Below are 13,916 nucleotides of genomic sequence, written 5' to 3'. Positions count from 1 at the left end.
CATGACTGAGGTAGCCAAAACCCTTGAGGAGCTTTGCGCTGAACGCGGCATGCGCATGACCGAGCAGCGCCGGGTAATCGCGCGCATCCTCGAGGACTCCGAAGATCATCCGGATGTCGAGGAGCTCTATCGCCGCTCCGTGAAGGTCGACGCCAAGATTTCGATTTCGACGGTCTATCGTACGGTTAAGCTGTTCGAAGATGCGGGGATCATCGCCCGACACGATTTTCGCGACGGCCGCTCGCGCTACGAGACGGTGCCCGAAGAACATCATGACCATCTGATCGACCTGAAGAGCGGCGTCGTCATCGAGTTCCGGTCGCCGGAAATCGAGGCGCTGCAGGAGCGGATCGCCCGCGAGCATGGCTTCAAGCTCGTCGATCACCGGCTGGAACTCTATGGCATCCCGCTGAAGAAAGACGAACTCTGACATCATGGCAGTCCGGGAGCGCCACATTTGATCGTCCGGCTGCGCATCTTCTTCGCGCTTACCATCATCGTAGTCGTCAGCATCCTTCTCATGCCGCTGCAGATCCTGGCGCTGCATTTCGACTGGAAACTCCGGCGTACCCTGCCCCGCCGCTGGCACCGTATCGTCTGCTATTGTCTCGGCATCCGCATCCGCGTGCGCGGCGAACTCGAGGGCCGCCGGCCGCTGATGCTCTGCTCCAACCATTCCTCGTGGATGGATATCATGGTCATGTCGGCGGTAGCCGACGTTGCCTTCATCGCCAAGATCGAGGTTCGCGACTGGCCGATCTTCGGGATGCTTGCCAAGCTGCAGAAGAGTGTCTTCGTGGTGCGGGAGGAAAAACGGCGCACCGGCGATCAGGCGAGCGAGATCGCAGGCCGCATGGCCGACGGTGAAATCGTCGTGCTGTTTCCCGAGGGAACGACGTCGGACGGTAACCGCCTGCTGGAGGTCAAGTCGTCGCTCTTCGGTGCAGCCGCCATGGCCGTGCCCCATTCCCCGACCGGCGCGGTGATGGTGCAGCCGGTGGCGATTGCCTATACTCAGGTGCACGGCATCGCCATGGGCCGCTACCATCGTCCACTTGCAGCCTGGCCCGGCGATATAGAGCTTCTGCCGCATCTGAGCGACATCCTGAAATGCGGTGCTATCGATGTCGAAGTCTCGTTTGGCGAGGCGGTCGAATATGGCGAGAAGACCAATCGCAAGACAGTCAGCACCACGATCTCCGCCCGCATCCGCAACCTGCTGAACAGCAGCTTGCGCGGCCGTAATATCGGCTGAACCGAGAGTCCCTTTTCTCGCGCGGTAAAAACCACTAAATAGCCGCCATGACCCAGGACAACGCCCTTCTTCAGGCCCCGGAGACCTCTCTCCGCGATGGCTCCAACAGCCGCAAGGTTTTCATCAAGACCTATGGCTGTCAGATGAACGTCTACGACTCGACCCGCATGAGCGATGCTCTTGCCCGCGACGGCTATGAGCCGACCGAGGACATGGAAGAGGCCGACCTCGTCCTGCTCAATACCTGCCATATCCGCGAGAAGGCGGCCGAGAAGGTCTATTCCGCGCTTGGGCGCCTTCGGGAGATGAAAAAGCGCAAGGCTGCCGACGGCCGCGAGATGATGATTGGTGTCGCCGGCTGCGTCGCGCAGGCCGAAGGCGAAGAGATTCTTCGGCGTGCGCCGGCGGTCGATGTCGTCATTGGCCCGCAGACCTATCATCGCCTGCCGGAAGCGCTCCGCCGCGCCAAGGAAGGCCACCGCGTCGTCGATACGGAATATGCGATCGAAGACAAGTTCGAGCATCTGCCGATCGCCGAGGCACCGAAAATCCGCGCCCGCGGCGTAACAGCCTTCCTGACCGTTCAGGAAGGCTGCGACAAGTTCTGCACCTTCTGCGTCGTGCCTTATACGCGCGGGTCGGAAGTGTCGCGGCCGGTGTCGCAGATCGTCGAGGAGGCGATGAAGCTTGTCGAAGCCGGCGTGCGCGAAATCACACTGCTCGGTCAGAACGTCAATGCCTGGCACGGCGTCGGCCCCAAGGGCGAAGAGTGGAGCCTCGGCGACCTGCTCTATCGGCTTGCCGATATCCCCGGCCTTGCGCGGCTTCGCTACACGACGAGCCACCCGCGGGACATGGACGATCGGCTGATCGAGGCGCATCGCGACCTTCGGACGCTGATGCCCTATCTGCACCTTCCGGTTCAGGCCGGATCGGACCGAATTCTGAAAGCCATGAACCGTCGCCACACGGCAGCGGAATATCTTTCGCTCATCGAGCGCATCCGCAAGGCCCGCCCTGACATTGCGCTTTCAGGCGACTTCATAACCGGCTTTCCGGGGGAGACAGACCGGGAATTTGAGGATACACTAAAACTCGTTGAGGAGGTTCGTTATGCACAGGCCTTCTCGTTCAAATATTCGACGCGGCCGGGTACGCCCGGTGCGGAATTGAAGGACCAGGTGCCGGAAGATATCAAGGCAGAACGGCTGGAACGCCTGCAGGCGCTGCTTCTCAAGCAGACGCAGGATTTCAACGAATCCTGCATCGGCAAGGAAATCGATCTTCTCCTGGAAAAGCCGGGCCGCATGCCTGGTCAGCTTATCGGCAGATCGCCGTGGCTGCAGTCCGTGAATGTTGATGCAAAAGCATCGCAAATCGGTGACATTATTAAAGTGCGAATCACAGGAACCGGAACCAACAGCCTGTTTGCCGAACGCGCAGAGGCTGAGGTTTAACCCAGGGAGCTCGACCGCTTGAACGGACAGGAATTGGTTTCTTCTTCACCGCGCCACCCACGCATTGCGAGCGACGCCAATCACTTCGTCCTGACGTTCGAGAACAACCGGTTCGCCAGCGAACTCTTCGGGCAGTTCGATCAGAACCTGAAGCTTCTGGAACAGCGGCTCAATATCGATGCGCGAGCGCGAGGCAACTCCGTCGTGATCACCGGCGATGTGCTGGCCACCAATCAGGCGCGACGCACACTCGATTACCTCTATGAAAAACTCCAGAAAGGCGGCAGTGTGGAGCGTTCAGACGTTGAAGGGGCAATTCGCATGGCGGTTGCCGCCGACGACCAGCTCACGCTGCCGACGATGGAGAAAAAAGCCAAATTGACGATGGCGCAGATTTCGACGCGCAAAAAGACGATCATCGCGCGCACGCCGACACAGGATGCCTATATGCGGGCGCTCGAGCGCTCGGAGATGGTGTTCGGCGTCGGCCCAGCCGGTACCGGCAAAACCTATCTCGCCGTCGCCCAGGCCGCCCAGCTTCTGGAACGCGGCGCGGTCGAAAAGATCATCCTTTCGAGACCGGCCGTCGAAGCCGGGGAACGTCTGGGCTTCCTGCCTGGCGATATGAAGGAAAAGGTCGATCCCTATCTGCGCCCGCTTTATGACGCACTCTACGACATGATCCCGGGTGACAAGGTCGAACGGGCGATCACTGCCGGCGTCATCGAAATCGCGCCGCTCGCCTTCATGCGTGGCCGTACGCTTGCCAATGCCGCCATCATCCTCGACGAGGCACAGAATACCACCTCGATGCAGATGAAGATGTTCCTGACGCGTCTCGGCGAAAACTCCCGCATGATCATCACCGGCGACCCCAGCCAGATCGACCTGCCACGCGGCGTCAAATCCGGCCTTGTGGAAGCCCTTCATCTGTTGAACGATGTCGAGGGTATCTCGATCACGCGGTTCAAGGATGTCGACGTCGTTCGCCATCCGCTCGTCGGTCGCATCGTCAAGGCCTATGACGCGACCTATACTGCGGCAAACGAAGAGGCCAGCCGGCAGGACTGATGGCCGAGCTCGACATACAGATCAGCATCGAGGACACGGGCTGGCCCGCCGAAGATGTATTGCATGCCCTTGCCGAACGCGTGTTGGGCGCGGCTGTCACTTATCTGAGGGAAGAGGAAAAACAACCCTTCCCGAAGATGCCGCCGGAAGTTTCGCTCGTCTTCACCGACGATGCCTCGATCCAGGACATCAATGCGGAATGGCGCGGCAAGGACAAGCCGACCAACGTGCTGTCGTTTCCGGCTTTTCCGGTCAAACCCGGCAAAATGCCGGGCCCGATGCTCGGCGATATCATCATCGCCCTGGAAACGGTGGAGCGCGAAGCGCAAGAGCTCGAAAAGAGCTTTGACGATCATCTGACCCACCTTATGGTGCATGGTTTCTTGCATCTGCTCGGCTACGACCATATGAATAATGACGAAGCCGAAATTATGGAGGGGCTGGAGACTCGCATTTTGGCAGTACTCGGCCTATCTGACCCCTACGAGGGTCAAGACCTTAAAATGGAACCATGAGCGACTTTTCAACGAAGCCGGCGTCAGACGCCAAGGACTCCGACCAATCCTCCTCTTCCGACGAGGGTGGAAGTAGTCGACACCGACCGCAATCCTTCTGGTCACGCGCCGCGCGCATCTTGAGACCACAACAGGGCTCGCGTCTGCGCGAAGATATTGCCGACGCGCTGATGACCGACCCGGCTGCAGCGGACGCGTTTTCGCCCGACGAACGGGCAATGCTCCACAATATCCTGCGCTTCCGTGAGGTGCGCGTTGCCGACGTCATGGTGCCGCGCGCCGATATCGAGGCGGTCGACCAGAACATCACGATCGGCGAACTGATGATCCTCTTCGAGGAAAGCGGTCGCTCGCGCATGCCGGTTTATGCCGAAACGCTCGATGACCCGCGCGGCATGGTGCATATCCGCGACCTTCTTTCCTATGTCGCCAAGCAGGCGCGTAACAAGCGCCGCGGCGGCACGAAGCCGGCGGCGGGCGCGCCGACGATCGAAGTCTCTCTGGAGAACCTCCAGAAGGTGGCGCGCTCGGCCAAGCCGAATTTCGATCTCGGACGCGTCGACCTGCAGAAGACGCTCGCCGAGACGGGCATTATCAGACAGATCCTTTTCGTGCCGCCTTCCATGCTGGCATCCGATCTCCTGCGTCGCATGCAGGTGAACCGCACACAGATGGCGCTGGTCATCGACGAATATGGCGGCACGGACGGCCTTGCCTCGCATGAAGACATCGTCGAGATGGTGATCGGCGATATCGATGACGAGCATGACGATGAGGAAGTCATGTTCAAACGTGTTTCGGAAGACATGTTCGTTGCCGATGCCCGCGTCGAGCTCGAGGAGATTGCCGAGGCCATCGGGCCGGATTTCGACATCAGCGAGCAGATTGATGAAGTCGATACGCTGGGCGGCCTGATCTTCTCCGCACTGGGGCGTATCCCCGTGCGTGGAGAAGTCGTCCAGGCCTTGCCGGATTTCGAATTCCACATCCTCGACGCGGATCCGCGGCGCATCAAGCGGGTGCGCATCACCCGCAAGCGCCAGGCAATCCGCCGTCGCGCCAAGGCAGATGGTGACGGACCGTCCATCGGCGACGGCAACGACGACCGGCCTGCGGAATCGACTGCAAACTGACCCTTCCCAAGAACGCAGTGTCGGGCTTTCCGAAAGCGGATTTCGATTTTCTGTCCGATCCCGCAAGACGACAAGCGCGCGCTTTTTTGAAAGACTGCGATTGGATTGATTCGCGGCTTTGATGGGAGTGCGCATGGAGCGGCTTGCGGACAGGATTATCCTCGTCTGGGGGTTCAAACGGTCATTGCTTGCGATCGCCGCCGGCGCCTTCGGTGTCCTGGCGCTGCCTCCGATCGGCTTCTTCGCCGCGATGTTCGTCTCCTTCACGCTGCTCGTCTGGCTGATCGACGGGGCGGCCGCCTCGCCCGAAAGCAGCCTTGCCGGCAGGCTCTGGCCGGCATTCGCCACGGGCTGGCTGTTCGGCTTCGGCTATTTCGTTGCCGGGCTCTGGTGGCTCGGGCATGCCCTGCTGATCGATTCAGATGAATTTGCCTGGGCGTTGCCGCTCGCGATCCTCGGGCTTCCGGCCTGTCTTGCCGTCTTCTACGGCTTGGCCGCGGCTCTTGCGCGTATCTTCTGGTCCGACGGCATGGAGCGGATTGCAGCACTTGCTGCCAGCTTCGGCTTGCTTGAGTGGGCGCGCAGCTTCATCTTCACAGGCTTTCCATGGAACGCCATCGGCTATGCCATGATGCCGATGCCTATCATGATGCAGTCGGCGCATGTGATCGGCACCATGGGGGTGACCGCGCTCTCGGTCTTCGTCTTTGCTGCCCCTGCCCTCATCGGAACCCGACAGGGAGCGAAACTCGGCGTCAGCCTCGCGGTGATCCTCTTTGCAGTGCATCTCGGTTACGGCGCCTGCATTCTCTATCTAGCGCCGAAGCCCGAAGCATTACCCGAGGACAAGCGGCCTGTGGTACGCCTGGTCCAGCCGGCAATCGACCAGACGGCCAAGATGGACAATGATGCGGATCGCGAGGCTATCTTCGAGACCCATCTCAAGCTCTCAAGTGAGCCTCCCAAGGACGGTGGCAAGAAGCCCGACATCATCGTCTGGCCGGAAACCTCGATCCCCTTCATCCTCACGGACAACCAGGATGCATTGACCCGGATTGCCGACACGCTCGATGACGACCAGATCCTGATCGCGGGCGCCGTCCGCGCTGAAGAACTCGGCCCCGGCTATCCTACCCGCTACTATAATTCGATCTATGTGATCGACGGGCGGGGGCAGATCGTCGCCGCCTCCGACAAGGTGCATCTCGTTCCTTTCGGTGAATATCTTCCCTTCGAAGACATGCTCAACGAACTCGGCATCCAGAATGTGGTGGAGATGCCGGGCGGCTTTTCGGCAGCCGCCAGCCGTCATCTGCTCGAACTTCCGAGCGGGCTGAAATTCTATCCGCTCGTCTGCTACGAGATCATCTTCCCGGACGAAATGACCGGCGACATCGGCCAAGCGAACGCCATTCTCAACATCACGAATGACAGCTGGTTCGGCTCGACGCCGGGTCCTTACCAGCATTTTCAGCAGGCACGCGTACGGGCGGTCGAGACCGGTCTGCCGCTGATTCGCGATGCGAATAGCGGAATTTCGGCGGTTGTAGACGCACGCGGCGAAATCGTTGCAGGTCTTAAATTGGACGAAATGGGCTTTATTGATGCAACTCTCGATGGATTGCAAAAAAACACCGGAAGCCCATATCCCCGCCAAACGTACTTCTGGTTGACTGAAACGTTACTGATGGCCATTGCGCTAATTTCACGCAGGGGTTTTATTTCCAGGTTGAATTGACCAAAAACCCCTAAAATTGCATAGTGGTCGCAATCGGCGTTAGTAACGTATGCTTCAAGGTGGGTTATCGCGACTTGCAACGTGGCGTTACGGAATGAGGTCAGGGCATGCCGGTTAGAACAGGGTTGAATTTTTCTTTGCTAGGGCACGACCATGATTGAAAATAAGAAGAAGCCGAATCCTATCGACATCCATGTCGGTAGCCGCATTCGACTTCGCCGTACCATGTTGGGCATGAGCCAGGAGAAGCTCGGCGAAAGCCTCGGCATCACCTTTCAGCAAATCCAGAAATACGAGAAGGGCACCAACCGCGTTGGCGCCAGCCGCCTGCAGAACATTTCGAGCATCCTCAACGTTCCGGTTTCCTTCTTCTTCGAAGACGCTCCCGGTGAACATTCCGGTGCCTTGACCGGCATGGCGGAAACCTCGAGCTCGAACTATGTCGTGGATTTCCTCTCCTCTTCGGAAGGACTCCAGCTCAACCGCGCATTTGTGAAGATCACCGATCCCAAGGTTCGTCGCAAAGTCGTCGAACTGGTGAAGGCACTTGCGGCGGAAGCCGATTCCGACTGAGCGTCTCCACGCTCGGAAAGCTTAAGGCGGCTCAAAAGGCCGCCTTTTTGCGTTTTTGGGGCAAAATTTGTCATTTCGCCGCAGATATAAAGATATATTTATGTCCTTCTGTGCTTGTCATCAGAGCACGAAGTGAGTACCTACTAGACCGCTTTTATTCTTTGAGGGGAATCCCGGAATGCGCGCGAACTATTTCTTTACCAGCGAATCTGTTGCCGAAGGTCACCCGGACAAGGTGTGTGACCGCATCTCCGACGAGATCGTCGATCTGGTCTACCGCGAAGCGGCAAAGACCGGCATCAATCCGTGGGGCGTGCGCATTGCCTGCGAAACTCTGGCGACCACCAACCGCGTCGTTATCGCCGGTGAAGTTCGCCTGCCGCCGAGCCTGATGAAGAAGGACAAGGACGGCAACGACGTTATCAACCCTTCGAAGTTCAAGGCTGCGGCCCGTCGCGCCATCAAGGACATCGGTTACGAGCAGGACGGCTTCCACTGGAAGAAGGCCAAGATCGACGTGCTCCTGCATTCGCAGTCGGCCGACATTGCCCAGGGCGTGGACAGCGCCGCCGACCAGCAGGGCGATGAAGGTGCCGGCGACCAGGGCATCATGTTCGGCTACGCCTGCAAGGAAACGCCTGACCTCATGCCTGCGCCGATCTACTATTCCCACAAGATCCTGCAGCTGCTTGCGGCCGCGCGCAAGAAGGGCGAAGGCGAAGTTGCCAAGCTCGGCCCCGATGCCAAGAGCCAGGTGACCGTGCGCTATGTCGACGGCAAGCCGGCAGAAGCCACTTCGATCGTTCTTTCCACCCAGCATCTCGACGACAGCTGGGACTCGCAGAAGGTTCGCAGCGTCGTCGAGCCCTATATCCGCGAAGCCCTCGGCGACCTGAAGATCGCCGACGATTGCAAGTGGTACATCAACCCCACCGGCAAGTTCGTCATCGGCGGCCCGGACGGTGACGCCGGCCTCACCGGCCGCAAGATCATCGTCGACACCTACGGCGGTGCGGCTCCCCACGGCGGTGGCGCATTCTCCGGCAAGGACACGACGAAGGTCGACCGTTCGGCTGCCTATGCTGCCCGCTATCTCGCCAAGAACGTCGTTGCCGCCGGTCTCGCCGACCGCTGCACGATCCAGCTCTCCTACGCCATCGGCGTCGCGCAGCCGCTGTCGATCTATGTCGACCTGCACGGCACGGGCAAGGGCGTTTCCGAGGATCAGGTCGAAGCGGCGATCCGCCAGAACATGGACCTGTCGCCGTCGGGCATCCGCCGTCACCTTGACCTCAACAAGCCGATCTATGCGAAGACGTCGGCTTATGGTCACTTCGGCCGCAAGGCCGGTCGCGACGGCTCGTTCTCCTGGGAGCGCACGGACCTCGTGAAGGCGCTCAAGGAAGCCGTCAAGACCAAGGCTGCTGCATGACGGACATGGAACGCCGGGGTCGGGCGACCGAAGCCTTTTTCGGTCGCCGCAAGGGAAAGGCTCTGCGCGAGCAGCAGGCCGAAAGGCTCTCTACCCTGCTCCCGGCATTCATCGTCGATCTCTCGGCGGCTCCGCCGGAGCCGCTGAAGGCGCTTTTCCCCGATGGGGTCGAAAGATTGCGGCTGGAGATCGGCTTCGGCGGTGGCGAGCATTTGATCCACCGCGCGCTGGAAACGCCTTCGACGGGCTTTATCGGCGTCGAGCCATTCATCAATTCCATGCAGAAGCTGCTTGCACGCGTCGATGAGACCGGTGCCCGCAACGTGCGCGTCTACAACGACGACGCCACACAGCTCCTCGACTGGCTTCCCGATCATTGCCTCGACCAGATCGACCTGCTCTATCCGGACCCTTGGCCGAAACGGAAACACTGGAAGCGACGCTTCGTCTCCAAGACCAATCTCGACCGTTTTCATCGCGTGCTGAAGCCGGGCGGGCTATTTTGCTTCGCCTCCGACATCGACACCTATGTGAACTGGACGCTCCTGAAATGCCGCGACCATGGCGGCTTCGAATGGATGGCGCAGAATGCGGCTGACTGGCTGACGCCCTATGAGGGCTGGCCGAGCACCCGCTATGAAGCCAAGGCCCGTCGTGAGGGCCGCTCTTCGGCCTATCTCACCTTCAAGCGCGTCTAACCCGCGTAGACGGATCAATTTCGACGGCGTTGTCGCTGAGTGGAATTTTTCGAGAATAGGGAAATGCTGCAAAGCAGCTAGCGTATGGGCAAGGGACTGACGTCAGTCCCTTGCATCGCCCATTACGATCTTCACACATCCATTCGGCGGCCGGCCGTGCTCGGCAGGCCGGTTTCGATCAATGCAGGCTGACCGTTTTCAGTTCGTCTTCAGCTGCCTTGAAGAAGGTGCTGGACCGATTGTCGGTCAGCAGGATCGGCGTACCATCGGCGCCAAACAGTGCCCAGAGATCAACGCTCGGATCGATATCCGGCGCCTCGGGGAAGCATTTGGAGACCTCTTCATTGCGAATTTTGCGGATATAGGCGACCTCGCCATTGCCGATACCGGCAAGTTCAGACTTGGTCAGACGCGACGTGGCTTCTTTCATCAACATTCCTGTTCCTCCGAGAGAAGGGACCAACGGTTCAACAAACCGTTGTGCTACTGTGAAACCGAAATGTTAATTTTCTTGACCATACGCGCCGGTTCCGGGCGAATTAGATCAACCGAAAGCAGGCCGTTCTTAAGGATTGCGCCCAAGACCTGCATGCCATCGGCGAGAACGAAGGTGCGCTGGAACTGTCTGGCGGCAATGCCGCGATAGAGGTAATCGCGCTCGCCCTGATCGACCTGGCGGCCGCGGATCAGAAGCTGGTTTTCCTCGATTGACACATCAAGCTCTTCTTCGCTGAAACCAGCGACTGCAAGCGTGATGCGAAGCCGCTCGGGCGCGTCGTGACCGGCGGCGATGCGTTCGATATTGTAGGGCGGATAACCGTCGCTGGCCTTGGAAATCCGCTCGAGCGTCTTTTCCATGGCATCGAAGCCCAAAAGCAGCGGGCTGGCGAAAGGGGTAATGCGGCTCATCTTCCAAAGTCCTTGATGCAAGCGACCTTCCCGGACCTCACATGCAGCATCCGGGTATCGCTAATATGGGGACGACGCTTGCCTGCTGCAAGGCATGATGGCCGCCGGCCGGGCCTCCCGCATTTTGATCGCTTCCTTGACAAAGGGCGCAGCGCCCCGCATCAAAACATGCTCCGGCGCGCTGTGTTGATTTGCGACGGGAGCGTAAAGACAATGAAAAGGTGCATGCCAGGCGTCGCGCACCAGAGGATGGAACGATTCGGATGGCAGAACCGAGAAAAATCATTATCGACACCGACCCCGGCCAGGACGATGCCGCCGCGATCATGCTGGCCTTCGGTAGCCCTGAAGAGCTTGAGGTGTTGGGCATCACCACCGTTGCCGGCAATGTGCCGCTGTCGTTCACCAGCCGCAACGCGCGCATCATCTGCGAATTGTGCGAGCGGACCGATATCAAGGTCTTTGCCGGCGCCGACCGACCGATCGCCCGCAAGCTCGTCACCGCCGAGCACGTGCATGGCAAGACAGGCCTCGATGGCCCGACGCTTCCAGAGCCCACGATGCCGCTGCAGGCGCAGCATTCGGTCGACTTCATCATCGAAACGCTGCGACGCGAGCCGGGAGGCACCGTCACGCTCTGTACGCTCGGTCCGCTGACCAATATCGGCCTGGCCTTCCAGAAGGCGCCGGATATCGTCCCGCGCATCCGCGAACTCGTCATGATGGGGGGCGGCTTCTTCGAAGGCGGCAACATCACGCCGGCTGCCGAATTCAACATCTATGTCGATCCGGAAGCCGCCGATATCGTGTTCCGCTCGGGCGTGCCGGTCGTCATGATGCCGCTCGATGTGACGCACCAGTTGCTGACCCGCAAGGACCGGGTGAAGCGCATGGCCGATATCGGCACCGCGCCGGCCAAGGCGATGGTCGAGATGCTGGAATTCTTCGAGCGCTTCGACATCGAAAAATACGGCTCGGACGGCGGTCCGCTGCATGATCCGACGACCGTCGCCTATCTGCTGAAACCGGACCTCTTCAAGGGCCGGGACTGCAATGTCGAGATCGAGGTGACATCGGAACTGACGGTCGGCATGACCGTCGTTGACTGGTGGCATGTGACCGACCGAAAGCGTAATGCAAAGGTCATGCGCTATGTGGATTCCGACGGTTTCTTCGATCTTCTGATCGAGCGTTTCGCGCGGATCTGATCCGTTACTCTCCAACGGACACAAAAAGGCCGCTGACGCGGCCTTTTTAATTGTTAGATGTCCTGGCCTCTCAGGCGTCTTTCTCGTCCAGCACCGAGTTGGCCTCGGCTTCGACGAGTTTCGGACCACCCTTGGCGACGCCGACCATGGCCGGGCGCAAGACGCGTTCACCAATGCTGAAGCCGGCCTGTACGACCTGTACGACCGTATTGTTCGGCACTTCGGTATTCGGCACTTCGAACATCGCCTGATGGAAATTCGGGTCGAACTTCTGGCCGACCGGCTCCAACTTGCGAACGCCGTGACGCTCGAGAGCCGAGAGCATGGAGCGTTCGGTCATCTCGACACCTTCGATCAATGTCGTCAGGCCAGCGTCGGCGGCAGCCCTGGCTTCCGGCGGAATGGCATCGATCGCACGGCGCAGATTGTCCGAGACGGCCAGCATGTCGCGGGCGAAGCCTGCGACGGAATAGGACTTGGCGTCCTTGACCTCGCGCTCCGTGCGGCGGCGCAGATTATCCATTTCGGCAGCGAGCCGCAGGTAGCGGTCGCGCAATTCCGTATTCTCGGCCTTCAGAAGCTCAAGCGCATCCGGTTCGCCTGCGGCTGCTTCCTTCACGGCTTCATTCTCGACGTTTGCGGCGGCGTCGGCTGTGGCTTCCGCCGCAGCCGCGTCAGGTCCGTTCTTCGTCGTTTCATCAGTCATGACGGTCTCCGGTTCGTGTATTCTCAGATGCGCCCGATATCGATGTTTGGCCGGAAAAAATCAAGTCTGCGTTACGAAGAAGCTAAAATTCCGCCTGTTTTGCGCAAGGGATCAGAGAGATCCGCGCGAAAGGCGCGACACGAGCTGCGCCGTATAGTCCACCATCGGCACGATGCGGGAATAATTGAGCCGCGTGGGACCGATCACTCCTACCGCGCCAACGATGCGGTCGTCGTCATCGCGATAGGGCGCCACAATGAGCGAGGAGCCGGAAAGTGAGAAAAGCTTGTTTTCCGAACCGATGAAGATGCGTACGCCCGGCCCGCTTTCGGCAAGGTTCAGGAGCTCGATCAAGCTGTCCTTCTTCTCCAGATCATCGAATAGCAGACGCAGCCGGTCGAGGTCTTCCGCCCCGCCTACGCCTTCCAGCAGGTTTGCTCGGCCGCGGATGATGAGCTGTGCCGGCTTGGTCTCGTCCGAGTTGCCGGCCCACACGGCGACGCCGCGCTCCACGAGGTCGCGCGACAGTGCGTCGAGCTCATGGCGAACTTCATCTTTCAGCCGGCTCAATTGCAAGCGCAATTCCGGCAGCGTCTGCCCGGTCATGTGTGCATTGAGGAAATTGGCAGCCTCGGTGAGCTGCGACGAGGTAACACCTGCGGGCAGTTCTATAATGCGGTTTTCGACCTGATCGTGATCACCGACAAGAACAGCCAGCGCCTTGGTAGGTTCCAGGCGGATGAACTCGACATGCTTCAGAACCGGGTCGCTCTTTGAGGTGATGACAAGGCCGGCGCCGCGCGAAATGCCCGAGAGCATGCGACTCGCCTCATTCATCATCGATTCCACCGGATTGTCGCGGCTTCCGGCCCGCACCTGGCGGTCGATGCTGGCACGTTCTTCTGCCGAGAGGTCACCGACCTGCATGAAGGCATCGACGAAGAAGCGCAGCCCGATCTGGGTCGGCAGGCGCCCGGCGCTGACATGCGGCGAATAGATCAGACCAAGCTCTTCCAGATCGCTCATGACATTGCGAACGGAGGCAGGCGACAGAGACATCGGCAGAAGACGCGAAAGATTGCGGGAGCCGAGCGGCTCGCCGTGCTCCAGATAGCCTTCGACGATGCGCCGGAAGATTTCCTTCGATCGTTCATCCAGCGCAGCCACGGCATCCGAAATTGATGTCGACCTGTAGCTCATGAACTTTTCGCACCCGCACTG

The 13,916-nt window shown here is 59.8% G+C and carries 15 protein-coding genes; 11 read left to right on the top strand and 4 right to left on the bottom strand.

The window, feature by feature from the left end; translation table 11 throughout:
• Position 1: 1 nt before the first annotated feature.
• From LVY75_11420 to LVY75_11375, 10 genes are all read left to right on the top strand, one after another.
• Entirely contained in the window at positions 2-430 is a 429-nt protein-coding gene (locus LVY75_11420; protein ID XAZ23844.1) for a transcriptional repressor, read from the top strand.
• A 27-nt stretch (positions 431-457) separates the two neighbouring features.
• Positions 458-1,255 carry a 1-acyl-sn-glycerol-3-phosphate acyltransferase gene (locus LVY75_11415; GenBank protein ID XAZ23843.1) on the top strand — a complete coding sequence of 266 codons (798 nt, stop codon included), beginning with the start codon at positions 458-460 and terminating at the stop codon, positions 1,253-1,255.
• A 47-nt stretch (positions 1,256-1,302) separates the two neighbouring features.
• Entirely contained in the window at positions 1,303-2,712 is a 1,410-nt protein-coding gene (gene miaB, locus LVY75_11410) for a tRNA (N6-isopentenyl adenosine(37)-C2)-methylthiotransferase MiaB (GenBank protein XAZ23842.1), read from the top strand.
• Between the two features lie 18 nt (positions 2,713-2,730).
• Positions 2,731-3,783, top strand: a complete 1,053-nt coding sequence (locus LVY75_11405) for a PhoH family protein (GenBank protein XAZ23841.1) — start codon at positions 2,731-2,733, stop codon at positions 3,781-3,783.
• Entirely contained in the window at positions 3,783-4,298 is a 516-nt protein-coding gene (gene ybeY, locus LVY75_11400) for an rRNA maturation RNase YbeY (protein ID XAZ23840.1), read from the top strand. The genes LVY75_11405 and ybeY overlap by 1 nt, the downstream gene beginning before the upstream one ends.
• On the top strand, positions 4,295-5,431 hold the full coding sequence (locus LVY75_11395; protein ID XAZ23839.1) for a hemolysin family protein: 1,137 nt from the start codon (positions 4,295-4,297) through the stop codon (positions 5,429-5,431). Before ybeY ends, LVY75_11395 begins: the two co-directional genes overlap by 4 nt.
• Positions 5,432-5,564: 133 nt before the next feature.
• Positions 5,565-7,169, top strand: a complete 1,605-nt coding sequence (gene lnt, locus LVY75_11390) for an apolipoprotein N-acyltransferase (protein ID XAZ23838.1) — start codon at positions 5,565-5,567, stop codon at positions 7,167-7,169.
• Between the two features lie 153 nt (positions 7,170-7,322).
• Complete coding sequence (locus LVY75_11385) at positions 7,323-7,742, top strand: helix-turn-helix domain-containing protein (GenBank protein XAZ23837.1); 420 nt, start codon at positions 7,323-7,325, stop codon at positions 7,740-7,742.
• Positions 7,743-7,920: 178 nt separating this feature from the next.
• Entirely contained in the window at positions 7,921-9,174 is a 1,254-nt protein-coding gene (gene metK, locus LVY75_11380) for a methionine adenosyltransferase (protein XAZ23836.1), read from the top strand.
• Complete coding sequence (locus tag LVY75_11375; GenBank protein ID XAZ23835.1) at positions 9,171-9,872, top strand: tRNA (guanosine(46)-N(7))-methyltransferase TrmB; 702 nt, start codon at positions 9,171-9,173, stop codon at positions 9,870-9,872. Before metK ends, LVY75_11375 begins: the two co-directional genes overlap by 4 nt.
• Before the next feature lie 178 nt (positions 9,873-10,050).
• Here LVY75_11375 and LVY75_11370 read toward each other — a convergent pair whose 3' ends face one another.
• Together LVY75_11370 and LVY75_11365 are read right to left on the bottom strand one after the other, a co-directional pair.
• Positions 10,051-10,308, bottom strand: coding sequence for a DUF1150 family protein (locus LVY75_11370; GenBank protein ID XAZ23834.1), 258 nt, complete (start codon positions 10,306-10,308; stop codon positions 10,051-10,053).
• A 47-nt stretch (positions 10,309-10,355) separates the two neighbouring features.
• Entirely contained in the window at positions 10,356-10,781 is a 426-nt protein-coding gene (locus LVY75_11365) for an Hsp20 family protein (GenBank protein XAZ23833.1), read from the bottom strand.
• Positions 10,782-11,044: 263 nt separating this feature from the next.
• Here LVY75_11365 and LVY75_11360 point away from each other — a divergent pair, with 263 nt between their 5' ends.
• On the top strand, positions 11,045-11,989 hold the full coding sequence (locus LVY75_11360) for a nucleoside hydrolase (GenBank protein ID XAZ23832.1): 945 nt from the start codon (positions 11,045-11,047) through the stop codon (positions 11,987-11,989).
• A 70-nt stretch (positions 11,990-12,059) separates the two neighbouring features.
• Here LVY75_11360 and grpE read toward each other — a convergent pair whose 3' ends face one another.
• Positions 12,060-12,695, bottom strand: a complete 636-nt coding sequence (gene grpE / locus LVY75_11355) for a nucleotide exchange factor GrpE (protein XAZ23831.1) — start codon at positions 12,693-12,695, stop codon at positions 12,060-12,062.
• A 111-nt stretch (positions 12,696-12,806) separates the two neighbouring features.
• Positions 12,807-13,895 (bottom strand): heat-inducible transcriptional repressor HrcA, encoded by a 1,089-nt coding sequence (gene hrcA, locus LVY75_11350; protein XAZ23830.1) that lies wholly within the window; start codon positions 13,893-13,895, stop codon positions 12,807-12,809.
• Positions 13,896-13,916: the final 21 nt, after the last annotated feature.

This window comes from Sinorhizobium sp. B11 (assembly GCA_039725955.1).
Classification (GTDB): Bacteria; Pseudomonadota; Alphaproteobacteria; order Rhizobiales; family Rhizobiaceae; genus Rhizobium.
The sequence above is the reverse complement of the archived record's forward strand: the minus strand, read 5'-3'. Positions and strand labels throughout refer to the sequence as shown.

Coding starts and splice junctions, on each gene's coding strand:
- LVY75_11420 (XAZ23844.1), top strand. CDS start 2: ATGACTGAGGTAGCCAAAACCCTTGAGGAGCTTTGCGCTGAACGCGGC.
- miaB (XAZ23842.1), top strand. CDS start 1,303: ATGACCCAGGACAACGCCCTTCTTCAGGCCCCGGAGACCTCTCTCCGC.
- ybeY (XAZ23840.1), top strand. CDS start 3,783: ATGGCCGAGCTCGACATACAGATCAGCATCGAGGACACGGGCTGGCCC.
- LVY75_11395 (XAZ23839.1), top strand. CDS start 4,295: ATGAGCGACTTTTCAACGAAGCCGGCGTCAGACGCCAAGGACTCCGAC.
- lnt (XAZ23838.1), top strand. CDS start 5,565: ATGGAGCGGCTTGCGGACAGGATTATCCTCGTCTGGGGGTTCAAACGG.
- LVY75_11385 (XAZ23837.1), top strand. CDS start 7,323: ATGATTGAAAATAAGAAGAAGCCGAATCCTATCGACATCCATGTCGGT.
- metK (XAZ23836.1), top strand. CDS start 7,921: ATGCGCGCGAACTATTTCTTTACCAGCGAATCTGTTGCCGAAGGTCAC.
- LVY75_11375 (XAZ23835.1), top strand. CDS start 9,171: ATGACGGACATGGAACGCCGGGGTCGGGCGACCGAAGCCTTTTTCGGT.
- LVY75_11370 (XAZ23834.1), bottom strand. CDS start 10,308: ATGTTGATGAAAGAAGCCACGTCGCGTCTGACCAAGTCTGAACTTGCC.
- LVY75_11365 (XAZ23833.1), bottom strand. CDS start 10,781: ATGAGCCGCATTACCCCTTTCGCCAGCCCGCTGCTTTTGGGCTTCGAT.
- LVY75_11360 (XAZ23832.1), top strand. CDS start 11,045: ATGGCAGAACCGAGAAAAATCATTATCGACACCGACCCCGGCCAGGAC.
- grpE (XAZ23831.1), bottom strand. CDS start 12,695: ATGACTGATGAAACGACGAAGAACGGACCTGACGCGGCTGCGGCGGAA.
- hrcA (XAZ23830.1), bottom strand. CDS start 13,895: ATGAGCTACAGGTCGACATCAATTTCGGATGCCGTGGCTGCGCTGGAT.